Source organism: Ancylobacter radicis, assembly GCF_018449475.1.
GTDB lineage: Bacteria > Pseudomonadota > Alphaproteobacteria > Rhizobiales > Xanthobacteraceae > Ancylobacter > Ancylobacter radicis.
This window is the reverse complement of record NZ_JAHCQH010000022.1, coordinates 1-12923: the sequence shown is the minus strand read 5'-3', so window position 1 is coordinate 12923 and position 12923 is coordinate 1. Positions and strand designations below refer to the sequence as shown.

The 12923-nt window shown below is 67.2% G+C and carries 10 protein-coding genes and 1 CRISPR repeat array; of the genes, 2 read left to right on the top strand and 8 right to left on the bottom strand.

The genetic code is table 11. From position 1 onward, the window contains the following. The first annotated feature begins 47 nt into the window (after positions 1 to 47). A complete protein-coding gene (locus tag KIP89_RS17875; RefSeq protein ID WP_213756960.1) occupies positions 48 to 296 on the top strand; it encodes a hypothetical protein in 249 nt (82 codons plus the stop codon). Positions 297 to 826: 530 nt separating this feature from the next. Further along, positions 827 to 2440: direct repeats of the CRISPR family, unit length 29 nt; unit sequence GGGTCCATCCCCGCATGGGCGGGGGAGCC. A 72-nt stretch (positions 2441 to 2512) separates the two neighbouring features. Here the strand turns inward: KIP89_RS17875 and cas2e are convergent. Genes cas2e through cas3 form a run of 8 tightly spaced genes read right to left on the bottom strand, consistent with a single transcriptional unit; the run spans position 2513 to position 10927 of the window. After that, positions 2513 to 2821, bottom strand: a complete 309-nt coding sequence (gene cas2e, locus KIP89_RS17870; protein WP_213756959.1) for a type I-E CRISPR-associated endoribonuclease Cas2e — start codon at positions 2819 to 2821, stop codon at positions 2513 to 2515. Next, on the bottom strand, positions 2799 to 3779 hold the full coding sequence (gene cas1e, locus KIP89_RS17865; protein WP_213756958.1) for a type I-E CRISPR-associated endonuclease Cas1e: 981 nt from the start codon (positions 3777 to 3779) through the stop codon (positions 2799 to 2801). Before cas1e ends, cas2e begins: the two co-directional genes overlap by 23 nt. A 12-nt stretch (positions 3780 to 3791) precedes the next feature. After that, on the bottom strand, positions 3792 to 4574 hold the full coding sequence (locus tag KIP89_RS17860) for a type I-E CRISPR-associated protein Cas6/Cse3/CasE (protein WP_213756957.1): 783 nt from the start codon (positions 4572 to 4574) through the stop codon (positions 3792 to 3794). Next, positions 4571 to 5239, bottom strand: coding sequence for a type I-E CRISPR-associated protein Cas5/CasD (gene cas5e / locus KIP89_RS17855; protein ID WP_213756956.1), 669 nt, complete (start codon positions 5237 to 5239; stop codon positions 4571 to 4573). The genes KIP89_RS17860 and cas5e overlap by 4 nt, the downstream gene beginning before the upstream one ends. Then, complete coding sequence (gene cas7e, locus KIP89_RS17850; protein ID WP_213756955.1) at positions 5236 to 6372, bottom strand: type I-E CRISPR-associated protein Cas7/Cse4/CasC; 1137 nt, start codon at positions 6370 to 6372, stop codon at positions 5236 to 5238. Before cas7e ends, cas5e begins: the two co-directional genes overlap by 4 nt. After that, the gene (locus KIP89_RS17845; RefSeq protein ID WP_213756954.1) at positions 6365 to 6895 is read right to left on the bottom strand and encodes a type I-E CRISPR-associated protein Cse2/CasB; all 531 of its coding nucleotides are present in this window, start codon (positions 6893 to 6895) and stop codon (positions 6365 to 6367) included. Before KIP89_RS17845 ends, cas7e begins: the two co-directional genes overlap by 8 nt. Then, on the bottom strand, positions 6888 to 8402 hold the full coding sequence (locus tag KIP89_RS17840) for a hypothetical protein (RefSeq protein WP_213756953.1): 1515 nt from the start codon (positions 8400 to 8402) through the stop codon (positions 6888 to 6890). The genes KIP89_RS17845 and KIP89_RS17840 overlap by 8 nt, the downstream gene beginning before the upstream one ends. Beyond that, complete coding sequence (gene cas3, locus KIP89_RS17835; RefSeq protein WP_213756952.1) at positions 8399 to 10927, bottom strand: CRISPR-associated helicase Cas3'; 2529 nt, start codon at positions 10925 to 10927, stop codon at positions 8399 to 8401. The genes KIP89_RS17840 and cas3 overlap by 4 nt, the downstream gene beginning before the upstream one ends. A 906-nt stretch (positions 10928 to 11833) precedes the next feature. On the opposite strand from cas3, the gene KIP89_RS17830 reads away from it, so the two are divergent. Then, positions 11834 to 12790 (top strand): tyrosine-type recombinase/integrase, encoded by a 957-nt coding sequence (locus tag KIP89_RS17830; protein ID WP_213756951.1) that lies wholly within the window; start codon positions 11834 to 11836, stop codon positions 12788 to 12790. Positions 12791 to 12923: the final 133 nt, after the last annotated feature.

Sequence of the window (12923 nt, the reverse complement as noted above, 5' to 3'; positions counted from 1 at the left end):
TGGATTTCACCGCGCATCCGGGAGGAGTATGGCGCGGCGCGGCGGGCATGGCTGTTAAACTCGGCGACGCCAGCAAATGGCAGTTCAGGAGCGGCAGGGAGGCCGCCATCAAGGCCGGGCGCGGCGCGCTTGACCTCGTGGTCCTGATCCTCGGCTCGTTCGAGCGGGCCGTTTTCCACCTGTGCCATGTCTTCGGCTTCGAACGTCTTCGCCCGGAGGTGGAGGCCGCCGCGGCGAGGGCCGTCATCGACCGGGATCAACGGCCGCCTTCAATGCCTGATGGCCCATCGATGTAGCCCCCCCAATGTCAACATTCCTTGACATCTCCACCGCAAGAGGCGCGTCGTCGGATGGCATCTTCGGGCTCCTGCGGCTATTGATCTGGCTTCAACAGGCCGGAGGCTATCATGACCCCTACGAAGTTCATGGCCCAGCTGGCGATCCAAGCCGCGCTCCTATTCGGACGCGCTGCCCGGCATCTTAGGCGCTGGCCGGGGCCGACAGTTCTGAACAGACACGCCAGCAGGGCCCCCCACGCCGGCCAGGTGGACTTCAAGCCGGAACCGATGACGATAGACCTGAAGGTCTCGATGCTCGACTGAAGCCGGCATTCGGCACCCCGCCAGCCCCTCTCGTGAAGTGGCGGACCGTCCCGCGGGACGTCCATCCTTCGCCCGCTGGCAAACCACATTCCCGCTTCTGCCGAAGATATTCTGGCGCAGGCGAGAGACCCGCGCCGCCGTGTAGCTTCGGCAGCCTGATCAGAAGGCCGGCCCTGCGTGGGCGGGGGAGCCACGCCGGCCTGATCCATCTCGCGAGAGATCATGGGTCCATCCCCGCGTGGGCAGGGGAGCCGCTTGACCGTGGCGGCGAGCACCTCCGGCCAGGGGTCCATCCCCGCGTGGGCGGGGGAGCCTTCCGGCGCCTGCGTGAATTCCTGATCGAGAAAGGTCCATCCCCGCATGGGCGGGGGAGCCCCCTACACCCGCGCGGCTGGCGCGATCCTGCCGGGTCCATCCCCGCATGGGCGGGGGAGCCCGCGACATCGAGGACATGACCGGCAGCTTTTCGGGTCCATCCCCGCATGGGCGGGGGAGCCATGCTCGGCGCCATCACCGCGCCGGACGGCACGGGTCCATCCCCGCATGGGCGGGGGAGCCGCCACGGCGGGCACGTCTGCATTGCGAAGCCCGGGTCCATCCCCGCATGGGCGGGGAGCCTGTTGATCAGGAAGTCGCGTTCGGTGATGTCGGGGTCCATCCCCGCATGGGCGGGGGAGCCCAAAGCCAGGAGCACCGTGGCCTCTATCCCGAGGGTCCATCCCCGCATGGGCGGGGGAGCCTTGGCGAAGTCGAGCCCGCTAACCGTCGTCGCGGGTCCATCCCCGCATGGGCGGGGGAGCCTTGAGTTCCGCCTCGGTATAGCTGCTGTCATAGGGTCCATCCCCGCATGGGCGGGGGAGCCGACACGACTCCCCCGCGCGCGAAGGGGATGACGGGTCCATCCCCGCATGGGCGGGGGAGCCGACGAACACGGAGTTCGCCGGCCCGTCCTGCAGGGTCCATCCCCGCATGGGCGGGGGAGCCCGGAGGCCGCCAACGGCAAGCCCGTGCGAATGGGGTCCATCCCCGCATGGGCGGGGGAGCCCATGATCAGCCCAGAGCCGCCTTGTCCACGTAGGGTCCATCCCCGCATGGGCGGGGGAGCCAATCGCCGCCGATGCCCGTTTGGTCGGGCGCAGGGTCCATCCCCGCATGGGCGGGGGAGCCGCTGTCCGCGGCGCGCGGGGCTTTCTTGCCACGGGTCCATCCCCGCATGGGCGGGGGAGCCCGAAGGTAAAAGCCGCCGGACGCCCATTTGAAGGGTCCATCCCCGCATGGGCGGGGGAGCCGCCGTGATCGGCAGCAGCGTGCCATCTTGCACGGGTCCATCCCCGCATGGGCGGGGGAGCCCAATCGAGCGGGTCGCGCTCCCAAAGCTGCGCGGGTCCATCCCCGCATGGGCGGGGGAGCCCCTTGCGGCCGATGCGGTCCACATCAATCACGGGGTCCATCCCCGCATGGGCGGGGGAGCCGCTCATTCGGGTTTCTCGCGTTCGGGGATGAAGGGTCCATCCCCGCATGGGCGGGGGAGCCTATCCCAGCTCAACGTCGTAATTTCCCCATGCGGGTCCATCCCCGCATGGGCGGGGGAGCCGACGAGCCGGGCGGCACGTTCGCCAGCAGCCGGGGTCCATCCCCGCATGGGCGGGGGAGCCCGCAAAGCGCGATCATGCGGTAGGTCTTGGTCAGGTCCATCCCCGCATGGGCGGGGGAGCCTCGCGCGCCTCGATGATGGCGAGGTCGGTCACAGGTCCATCCCCGCATGGGCGGGGGAGCCGTAAGCGCCAGCACGCCGAGCAGCCCGAGCAGGGGTCCATCCCCGCATGGGCGGGGGAGCCTCTGAGGGCTAGGTTATTCCATACACTTACAATTTCAAACAACAGAGGTGCGTATGGCTGTCCGCAATGCGCTTACGCAGCAGCGCTGGCAGACGGTTTCCTGCGCACGACCAGAACGCCATCGAGGTCCGCCAGCTCTACCGGCGGGGTTCCGAGCATGGCGAGGCCAAGCTGGCCGGCGCTCGCGCTGTCCCGCCAGGTCATCACCACGGAGCCGCCGGGCTGCGTTCCCCACCAGTCGTTCAGCACGCTCCAGACGCGCTCGCGCACCGCTCGGGAAAGCTCCGGCGAGACATAGACGCCCGGTGCAACCTCCGGCATGACGGAGGACAGAAAGCCGCGATAGCGATCGGGCACATCACGCGTCACCACTACGGTCATGGGCATCATCGGGCCTCGTGATTTCCTGTTCGAGCCGTGCACGGTCCCCCGCCGTCGCCTTGCGGGCTCGCCGCATCGGTGCATCGCCGCTGGCTTCGGCCGAAAACAATGCCTTGATGCGGTCAATCATAGCCGCGATCACGTCCTCGCGGCGCAGCGTCTCGCCGACAAGCCGCCGCGTGACGCGTTCGATCGACAGATGAGGTGCCTTCTTCTGCACTCCGACCGCCCGAAAGGCGCACGGCACGGTGATCGCGTCCCGAAACAGATCGGCGACATCAAGCACGAAGCTCTGACCGGAATCCTCGTGAACAAAGCCGAGCTGAGGAATGGTCGCGGTTGCGGTCACGGCAATCGCCGCGGCTCCCTCCACAGCGCTTGCGGCATGGTTGAGTGCCTGGTTTGGCAGATCGGCGGCCAGAGGATCGGCCCGGTCGTAGCGCCGCCCCTTCCAGGCAAGGCCGAAGCGCTGGGCGAGATTGGCATAAAGCGCTTTCACCCGCGCCCCTTCAATGCCCCGGAGCACCGCGATATCGCGATGGGGCAGCACCTCGCCCAGCCGCCAAGCATACATGCGTCGGGCCACGTCCAGCCGGCCGCGATTGGCATCGGCCCACAGCTCGGCCTGACGACGGGCGAGATGAGAAAAATCCGGCATCAGCGGCGGTGCCGTGTAGAGGCGCACGCCGTCATCGCCCACGGCCGCCAGCCCAGCCCCGTGCCGGGCAAGCAGCCGCAGTGCATCGTGGCTTACCATGGAGCCGGGCCCCAGCAGGAGCAGAGAAATGGATTGGTGGGGGATGGTGTAGTCGCCACGCTCCACCGCCCCGCCACCGGCAGAGGCGAAGCGCAGGCAGCCTGCCTCGACCGTCAGCGCGCCGCGGTCGAGCAGCAGCAGCCCGTGCCGGTCGGCATGGGGCAGACGGGCTGTCTCCAGGCCGAGGCGTCCCAGCAGCATGACCCTCTCCTCTTAGCCCCCGGGCCGGCGTTGCGGCGGGCGCAGCAGAAGCATGCCATAGCCATAGGCCCGGTGACGGCCGATGCCTGCCGCCAGCACACGGGCGAAGGCTTCGGTGTCGGTAACGATCAGCGTGCCGTGCACGGTCGCATCAGGCCCTTCGAGCCGCCGCGCGTTGCGGATAACAACCTGCCGCCGGAAGCCGACGAGGCGGGTCGTTTCCGTCTCAAGCTGAGCCGCCCCGGCGAGACGCTCCGCCAGCCAGTCGAGATAGACCGTCGTGCGGTCCGGCGGGCTTGGATTGTCCACCCCGGTGCGCAGGCTGCGCGCGAGAAAGGCGTCAACCTCGGCACCCTTGCGCAGCGATACGGCCTCCCCCGTCTCGGTCTGGCCGGTACTATCGTTGCGCAGCCGCACCACCGGGCGCAGGCGCACATCGAAGCCAATGCGCTGACCTTCCCGCCAGATTGAGGTGGGTCGGGGAATGGATCGCAGACGATCGAGCCGGATGACGGCGTGCTGTCCGGGCGTCAGGCTCGCGAGCGCCGTTTGGCGCAGCCCCTCAGCGTCCTGTGCGGCATAGGCGTAGAGCGTCGCCGCCTGTCCGCCTTCGGCCACAAGAAGGCGGAAAGGCTGCAAGGCGGCCGGGCCAAAGGTCTCGCCCAACAGATGATGCAGCATAACCCCTTCATCAATGCCGCTTCCGCCGGATCCCTTCGCCACCAACCGCCGCGCGCCGGCCCACAGATGCAGGTCGCGCAAGGCAATCGGCGCCTCCACCAGATGCAGGCTCATGCGATTTCTCCCTCGCTCACCCGGGAGGCGCCCCCATGAAGCCCGGTCTGCCAGTTGCGCCGGTCGGCGACATCGCGGCGGGTGCCGCCCTCTTCGTCGGCCGGCCAGAGTGCGCGGCCTCCCAACCCGAGCGCGGCGAGGGCAGCACGAACATCCACCCCTTCGACCCATCCGGCAACAAGGGGAGCGGCGGGCAGGCAGGGCTTGCGGCCGATGAAGAGCGGCCTCGCCGGCCGGTCGAGTGCTGCCGCTAGAGCGTCAAGATCGGGACCCTCCGGGGCGTCGCGCAGCCGGAGCACGACGCGGCAGTCGTGGTCGGCAAGAAAGTCGCGGCGGCGGCGGTGCGGCGAATCATAGGTTGCGCCCGCCCGTTCGTCCGGTTTGCCCCACGTGGTCCAGCCGCGGTCGTTCGCCTCCAGCTTGGCGTTCTGGATGTCCGTCAGCAAATGGCCTGGCCGGGCAACAAGTGCGCCGAAAATGAGCCTGTCCTGCAAGGACTGGTGCGCCGCCCCATCCTCGCGTCGCCAACCGAGGGCGTTGCCAAGCAGGCCCGTTAGCGCGGAGGCGGAGGGAAAGTCGCGCGTCGGCCCGACATGGTCGATGGCGACATCACCAAAGGCCATGAGGGGAGCCACAAGGCGCAGATGCAGCCAGCGACGGGTCATGCGGCGGGTTCCGCGAACGCCTGCGGCAGCGTGCCGGCAAAATGCGCGAGATCGGCCAGCGCGCCGCGTTCGGCGCCGGGAATATCGGTGTTCGCCAGCGAGAGAAAACGCCGTGTCTCACCGGTCGCATAGGCCTCGTCGAGGCGGGTCAGATGATCGGCGAGCCGCCGGATGGCGACGCCCGCCTGCGCCGCGCACGGATCACGGAACGCTTCGGCCAGCGACCGGGGCTGGCGGTCGCCGGCTTCCACCAGAAGGAACGAGGCGCGGGAATAGGGCGCCGTCGAGCCGAGCTTGGCACCCGGAGAGACCTCGGCGATGAGATAGAGAAGATTGTGCAGCACTGCGCCGGCCAGCTCGGCATCGCCCGCGAGATTGAAGAGCAAGCCGCGAATGTCGACCACGACATAACCGTAGAACAGGCCTGATGTCAGTTCGGTCTCCTGAATGGTGTCGGCGCCCGTCTCCTCTTCGCGGGCGAGATCGTCGGCGGCGATGAAATAATCGCTTTCCGCCTCCTCCGCATGGACGGTGAAGGCGTGCGCGACATGAACCGGCGCATCGATGTTAGCGCGCGGGTCGGAGGTGACCATGCGCCCGAACAAGGCGGCGGTCAGACCGCCGGGGAGTTTCGCGCCCTCGCCCAGTGCCTTGAGATTGGCCTTGTCGGACTTGCGCCATTCCTTCGCCAACTCGTCGGCCGCCTTTGCATCGCCCGCGGCGGCAACGACAAGCCGGCGCGCCTCGGCGGTGAGAAAGGCGATCTCGGCCTCGCCCAGCAGCAGCGTCTGACGCGACTTCTTGTCGGCACCCTTGTCGCCATAGACGGCGACCAGCAGCGCCTCGCGGATGGGCTTCACCACGCCCTCGTCAACGCCCTGCGTCCAGCCTTCCAGCACCCGGCGGTCGATGATCTCGCGGGAGCGGAACGATGCTGCATCTGCGGCCAGCGCCGCCAGCGCGTGCGGATCGTCGGCGAGACGCCAGTGGCGCTTGAGGCATTGCGAGGAGACACGGGTGCGCATGGCGCCGCCATACGGCAGCCGCTTCGCGAGGCCGGCATCGTCGCGGTTCAGCAGGGCCGCCGTATAGGGGGCGAGAAAATGGATCTGCAGGAAACGGGGCTCAGGCATGTTCGACCTCCCGGGCGGGGCTTCTGTCAATGCGGGCGTAATAGTCGCGGGCGAGCGCGTTGCTCTCGGCGCTCATCACGGTGCGCGCGAGGCTCACCACGTCGAGCCGGGGGCGGGAGCGGCCAACCATGCGGATGGCGCGCTCCAGCGCTTCCAGCCGTGCCTCGTCGCGGCTGGCGAGCAGGCGGGCCAGCCGCTGTTCGGAGAGAAACGGCCGACTGGAGGCCCGGAGATCGGCGCCGGCATCGCCGCCATCGGCCAGCACGGCACCGAGACGACGGCCGGACTGATGAATCGACTCCGTGGCGCTGGCCGGCGTCAGCAACGCCACCATGCGGGTAAAGCGCAGCCAGAGCTGCTCCTGCGAGGGGGAGATGCCAAGCCGCGCCACTTGCCGCCAGAACAGCGGCGCGCCCTGCTCATCCATGCGCCGCGCCTGCGCCTTCTCGCCGGGGTCGGTCGCGCCGAGTGCCCCGGCAATGCCAAGGGCGATCCGGGCGATAGCGTCGCTGTCGTCAGCCATGGGCTGCCTCCGGTTGCTTGAATTTCTCCATCGCCCCGGCAAGCCGCGCCTCGAGACGAGCCGCGCCGCGCACCTCCGCGCGCGGGCGTTGAATGCTGGCGCAGGGAATGGTGTCCCGGGCGGTCCGGAATTCCCGCCGCGCCAATCCGGCGAGTGCTTCCAGGAAGGCAAGGCGCAGGCGGCCGAATTCGGCATCCGATGTCGCGGCGACCCGTCTCCAAAGCTCGGGAAAGAACAGCCGGTCGGCGGCGCGGCGCAGCGCGGCGCGGGCTGGGCCGGTGCGCGCGTAGTGCGATTTGCCAACCTTGTCGCGGTCGCCGCCGGCGGCAATCAGCGCGAGGCCGTCGCGCAGCGCCACGTCGATGGCAGCGATGTCCGCGAGCAGTTCTTCGGCCACCGCCACCGGGCGCGGACCAAGGAAATCCGTGACAACGGCGCGCGGCACCGGGATGACGCGGGACCGGAAGCCGTCGGTCTTCGAGTTGCCCCGCGCAAAGGCCTCGGCAATGAGCAGCAGCGGTGTCGCCTCCTCGCCCGGCGCAGGGCGGGCCAGTAGCGGCACTTTCCATTCGCGCCCGTCCCCCTTGAACAGCAGCGTCACCAGCATGTCGCAGGTCCAGTCGCGTTCGCCCAAGGTGAGCGCCTTGCCCTCCGCGACATGGAGCGGCGCCCAGGGGTCGCCGGTTTTGCCCTTCGACTCCTTCCCCGCAAGGCGCGCGGCCTTGGAAGTGCTCCGCTCGGCCAGAAGCTGTCCCGCCCGCTTGGTCAGGCGAATGCGCCGGCACACTTCGATGAACAGCGGATCCAGCGTGTCGAGCCCCAGGGAGCGACCTTCCGGCCAGGGCTCCAGCCACAACAGCGCCGGCCCTCGGAGACCCGACCGGGTTTCCAGCAGCCGACGCACATCGCGTTGCCACCACAGCGAGGGATCGACTTCCGCCGAGCCCGGGCGGGCCGGCGCGAGGCCGATCATTACGCGCGAGGAGGAGCCGCCATTCATCCGGGCTATGCCGTAATTTCCCGCCCCGCCAAAACCTTCCATCGTCTGTAGGCTGATAAGAGCGAAGAACCAGTCCTGCGGAGCGCCCTCGCGGGCGATCTCGCGCTTCACATCGTGATTGCGCGAGGTGACCAGCATGTCGAGCGCGTCCGGCGTGGCGACGGGCGACCATTTCAGCCCGCCGGGATCGGGCGGCTGCAGGAAGGCTGGCTTGGCGCGATCGTCGACACTGAGGCACCAGGGCTCATCGTCGGGGAAATCCGGCGTCAGCCCGCGCAGCGCCTTCCGCCACGTCGCCTCATGCTGCGGCAGATCGCGTGCGCCCGCGGCGTCGAGCGCCAGCACAGCGAGCTGGACCAGAAACATATGCAGCGCCGGCCGCTGATGCGGGCGCAATGCCGGAAAGCCGGTCACCTCGCCCCGTACCATGGCGGCGAACAGGCCGGGCAGGCTGTGCCCACCGGCGTTTGTCTCGATGAGAGGGGCGAGGAGAAGGTTGCGCATCATCCTTTGTCGGTTCCCCCACGGCTCAACCCTGCCGGCCCGTAAATCATCACGCGGTCGGCCAGCTTCAGCCGCAGCGGCGGCCCGCTCTCTTCCACCACGACCTCTTCCTCGCCCGTCAGCCCACGCGACCAACGGGCAGGGATTGCCAGTACCGAGACGGGAAGACCGAACGCTCCCGGTGTGTCCTCCGGCAACCGGAGCACCACGCCATCCTCGCCAAGGCGGGTGCGCAAGGTCTCGTCATCAGGGAATTCGGCCAGCGGCTGCGCGCGGTCGAGAAGACCGAGACGGGCGGTGGCGCGATCGCCGAGCCGTTTGCCGCTTACCCTCTGGCTGTAATCCTGCCATCCCCGCCGCTCAGCGACCGCCTCCAGCGCCTCGGGGTGCGTCGCGGCTTCCACCAGCGCGCGATTCATGGCCGGCAGGTGCCAGACCGGCCGCGCGTCGATCTCGTCCAAGGTCGCCGCGAGGCCCGGCACGTCGAGATAGATGCCGCTGAGCGTCGCGCCATCGCTATAAGCACCGAGCCCGTTGTCCGCCCTGCGCGTTAACCCATCGAGACCGTCCGGGGGCGTGAGCACCACGGCGCGCGCCACCTCGAAGCCCGCTGGACGGGGGCGCCGATGACGGTGCAGGCGACCGATGCGCTGAAGCAGCACATCCATCGGGCACAGGTCCGTGATCAGCAGATCAGCGCACAGATCCAGCGACTGTTCCAGCGTCTGCGTGCCGATGACGATGCGGCTGCCGACGGGACTGCCCTTGCCAATCGCCTGTTCGACCGCCTCATCGAGCCGCGCCCGATCTTCCGCTGCGAACCTGCCATGATGAAGGGTCGGGATGCCGTTGACCTGCAACAGCCAGTCAGTCGCTTGAGCCCGGCAGGCCGCATAGGTCTCCTGAGCCCGCGCCACCGTGTTTCGGATCACAAGCACGCGCGCGCCCTGCCGCGCCATATCTGTGGCAAGGCGGGCCGCGTCGTCACCCGTCCAGCCTGCCGACGCCCGCACATGCACCGTCTTGCCCGCTCCGACCTCCGCCTCAACGGGCTGCACACCGCGGGATGTCCAGATGGCGGGATAAGGCACAGCCGCCTCGCTGGCGTAGTTACCCACCGGCTGTTCGAACCATTGCGCCCGCGCGACGGCCCCCAGGGTCGCGGACATCAGCATGACATGGCCGCCCAGCGAGATATGGTCACGCGCCATCGCCGTTTGGATCGTGGTCATGTAAGCGTCGGACGCATGCACCTCGTCGATGACGAGCAGTGCCCGACTCAACGTCGTACCGCGCAAATGCGCGTATTTGACCTGAAGTCCGCCGAGCGCCACCTGGTCGACCGCGCCCACAGCCACGCGGGAGGCGAGAAAGCGTGCGGCATGTTCAGCGGCCCAGCGGGCCGGTAAATCTTTCTCGTCGTCCCACAGCATGGTGAAATCAGGAAGCCGGGCGCCCGAGGCTTCACCGGCCTTTACCTGACCGGGAATGGCCAGTACCGCCTCCGGCGGATCAACGAACATGCGTTCCAGAGCGTCGTTTACCCGACGCTGAAGCTGTCGCGCCGCCGCACGGGTGGGAACGGCGAAATAGAGCGCGTCGACCTCTCCGGCCGCCACCAGGGAGACAAACCGCCAAAGCGCGGCTTCCGTCTTGCCGGCTCCCGTCTCAGCTTCCAGCAGAACAAGTCGCTCCTGCAGCGGCATCGCTCCGGCCGCTGCCTGTGCCGGCCGCGGCGCCGCATGGTCGGAGATCAGCGCCCAGCCCGGGGATCCACGAAGGCTCAGTCCCTCCCGCGAAAATCCGATGTCACGAATGCGCTGTACCGCCCGCGCCTGTGCGGTGGCCCAGTAATCTGGCCGGAACGTCGGCTCGAAGGGGAAGGCACGCTGGTCCGACCCGATCCAATCCGCGAGGGTGATAAGGCCGCAGAAGAAATGCACGAGCCGGGGCGAGGCAGGGGGAGGCAGAAGCTCAGCGAAATCGGGGAACCAGGCAAGCAACGCTTCACCCATCCGTTCTTCTTCTACCTTCCAGTCATAAGCGATATCGCGAGGCGTATAGAACGGGCTGGCTAATCCTGAACCCGGCGCGGGGACGGGGCGGCCGTGATGGGCAAACAAGACCAACAACCAAATGCGGATTTCGGACCAGCGCGCCAGATGGCGGGCCGCTCCGGCCAATGACTGCGCATCTAGCGTTCGGGTCCAGAGCCACCCGCATTCCAGGTGGCCGCGAAATGGGACGTTATGCTGGCCCACCCAACCCTTGGCTTGAAAACCTGGTGCCAATTTTCCGATGTCGTGCAGAAAGGCGAGCGCGGTAAGCGCCCGCAATTCTACCTCGTCCAATTCACGCCCAAGCGCCGCATCAGCCGCGCGCCGAATTATGGGCTGATCTAACAAAATAAGAAGTGCCGCAGCGACATCCGCAGAGTGATGGGCGAGATGATGAAAGTTCTGCCGGTCGGGCGAACACTTCCCCCATGCGGATAATCCGCAGCCTATATCTGGAGCCTCCAGGGTCACGTTGATTTATGACCACCCTGACAAAGGAAGCAATCGCTAGACATCGAGCACCCTCGCAACCTTAGATAGTTACTCTGTCACGTTTACCGTCGATTCGCCAACTGTTGTCACTTGGATTTCCTCGGCGCGGCTTCCCCATCAAACCGAAGGCGTTATCGCACGCCTAAATGTATGATAATGTCCTTTATCATATGTCTGGGGATGGGTGATGATTGGTGAGACGCAGCCAGGAGGTGAGGTCAAAGGTTCAGCTCCTCCGCCCGAAGAGGGTAAGGCCGACTTCTTTGCGCAAGGGCGTAAGGCGCTGATGGATCATCTATGGAAAGCCGCAGCGGCTGCTGCCGTAGCTGCGGTTGTCGTTACCATAGCCGCGTCTTGGGCGTGGCTGACCGGAGGCGGTTTGATACGAGCGTTGGGTGGGGTCACCCAACCGTCGGAACTGCCCGTGGATGCTATTTTGGTGATCAAGGGAGTTAATTGCCCTGCACCGGGATGGCGTGTCTCAGAGATTACAAAAGGGCGTTTTCTCATCGGATCGGGGCAAGGGCGCAATTCGGATGGCACGCTACTGAAGGAGCGCGCTGAGGGTCAGATTGGCGGCAAAGAGCAGCATCCACTCAGTCCAGCTGAATTGCCGCCCCATATCCATCGAGGCCGAACTGGTCCCATGGATATTCCGTCTCCAATTCGCCTTGTCCGGATCGAAGGCACGGTAAGCGTCGGGGGGCCGCCTCCCGGGGCATTCGGCGCCAGTCAGAGACAGGTCCAACAGGTCGTTGAGCAGGAGTACGTAATCGACCATTGGCATAGCTTCGAGACCGATGGCGGTGTTGGGCTAGAGGGTAGGCCTCAGCCTGACAACATTATGCCTCCCTGGTTCGCAGTAACCTTTTGTGAGCGTAGTCAATGAACCAGCTCACCCGCATCGTGAGCCCGGCACTGCCCTTGCTTGTCGCAGCTGCCTGCGACCGCGCCCAGATGCGCTTCCTCGACTTTTTCACCGCGAACATCCGCAATCCGCACACCCGCCGCGCCTACGGCCGCGCCGTGACCGACTTCCTGACATGGTGCGCGGATCAGGGCGTATCGGGGCTGGGCGAGATCCGCCCGCTGCACGTTTCCGCCTGGGTGGAAATGCAGACCCGCTCGCACGCTGCGCCGACCGCCAAGCAGCGGTTGGCTGCGGTGCGCCATCTGTTCGACTGGCTAGTGACCGGGCAGGTGGTGCCGGTGAACCCTGCCGCGTCGGTGCGCGGCCCCTCGCACATCGTGAAGCGGGGGCGCACGCCGGTACTCGCACCGGAGGAGGCGCGAACGCTGCTGGACGCGATCGACGTGACCACGCCCATCGGCCTGCGGGACCGAGCGCTTATCGGCCTGATGGTCTATTCCTTCGCGCGGGTGGGTGCGGCGCTCGCGATGAAGGTCGAGGACGTCTATGTGCAGAACCGGCGCCTGTGGGTGAGGCTGCACGAGAAGGGTGGCAAGCGGCACGAGATGCCCTGCCACCACAACCTTGAAACCTATCTGCACGCCTACATCGACGGCTGCGGGCTGGGAGAGGATCCGCGCGGGCCGCTGTTCCGCACGATCGGGCGTGGCACGGGCGAGCTGACGCAGAGCCCTCTCCCCCAAGCCAATGCCTATGCGATGATCGGACGGCGTGCGGCAGCGGCCGGGATCGGCACCAAGGTCGGGAACCACACGTTCCGGGCGACCGGCATCACGGCCTACCTGAAGAATGGCGGGACGCTTGAGCGAGCGGCCGCCATGGCGAACCATTCGTCGACGCGTACTACCCAGCTTTATGACCGGCGGTCGGATGAGGTGACGCTGGACGAGGTTGAGCGGGTGCTGATCTAACGCACACGTGAACCGCCCCGACTTCACCGGAGGCCATTTGGTTTAAGTCACGCCGCCATTTTCTGCTCACCGAGCATGACGTAGTAGCGCTCCTCGGCTTCGGCCGGCGGGATGTTACCGATAGGCTCCAGCA

Coding starts and splice junctions, on each gene's coding strand:
- KIP89_RS17875 (WP_213756960.1), top strand. CDS start 48: ATGGCTGTTAAACTCGGCGACGCCAGCAAATGGCAGTTCAGGAGCGGC.
- cas2e (WP_213756959.1), bottom strand. CDS start 2,821: ATGACCGTAGTGGTGACGCGTGATGTGCCCGATCGCTATCGCGGCTTT.
- cas1e (WP_213756958.1), bottom strand. CDS start 3,779: ATGCTGCTGGGACGCCTCGGCCTGGAGACAGCCCGTCTGCCCCATGCC.
- KIP89_RS17860 (WP_213756957.1), bottom strand. CDS start 4,574: ATGAGCCTGCATCTGGTGGAGGCGCCGATTGCCTTGCGCGACCTGCAT.
- cas5e (WP_213756956.1), bottom strand. CDS start 5,239: ATGACCCGTCGCTGGCTGCATCTGCGCCTTGTGGCTCCCCTCATGGCC.
- cas7e (WP_213756955.1), bottom strand. CDS start 6,372: ATGCCTGAGCCCCGTTTCCTGCAGATCCATTTTCTCGCCCCCTATACG.
- KIP89_RS17845 (WP_213756954.1), bottom strand. CDS start 6,895: ATGGCTGACGACAGCGACGCTATCGCCCGGATCGCCCTTGGCATTGCC.
- KIP89_RS17840 (WP_213756953.1), bottom strand. CDS start 8,402: ATGATGCGCAACCTTCTCCTCGCCCCTCTCATCGAGACAAACGCCGGT.
- KIP89_RS17830 (WP_213756951.1), top strand. CDS start 11,834: ATGAACCAGCTCACCCGCATCGTGAGCCCGGCACTGCCCTTGCTTGTC.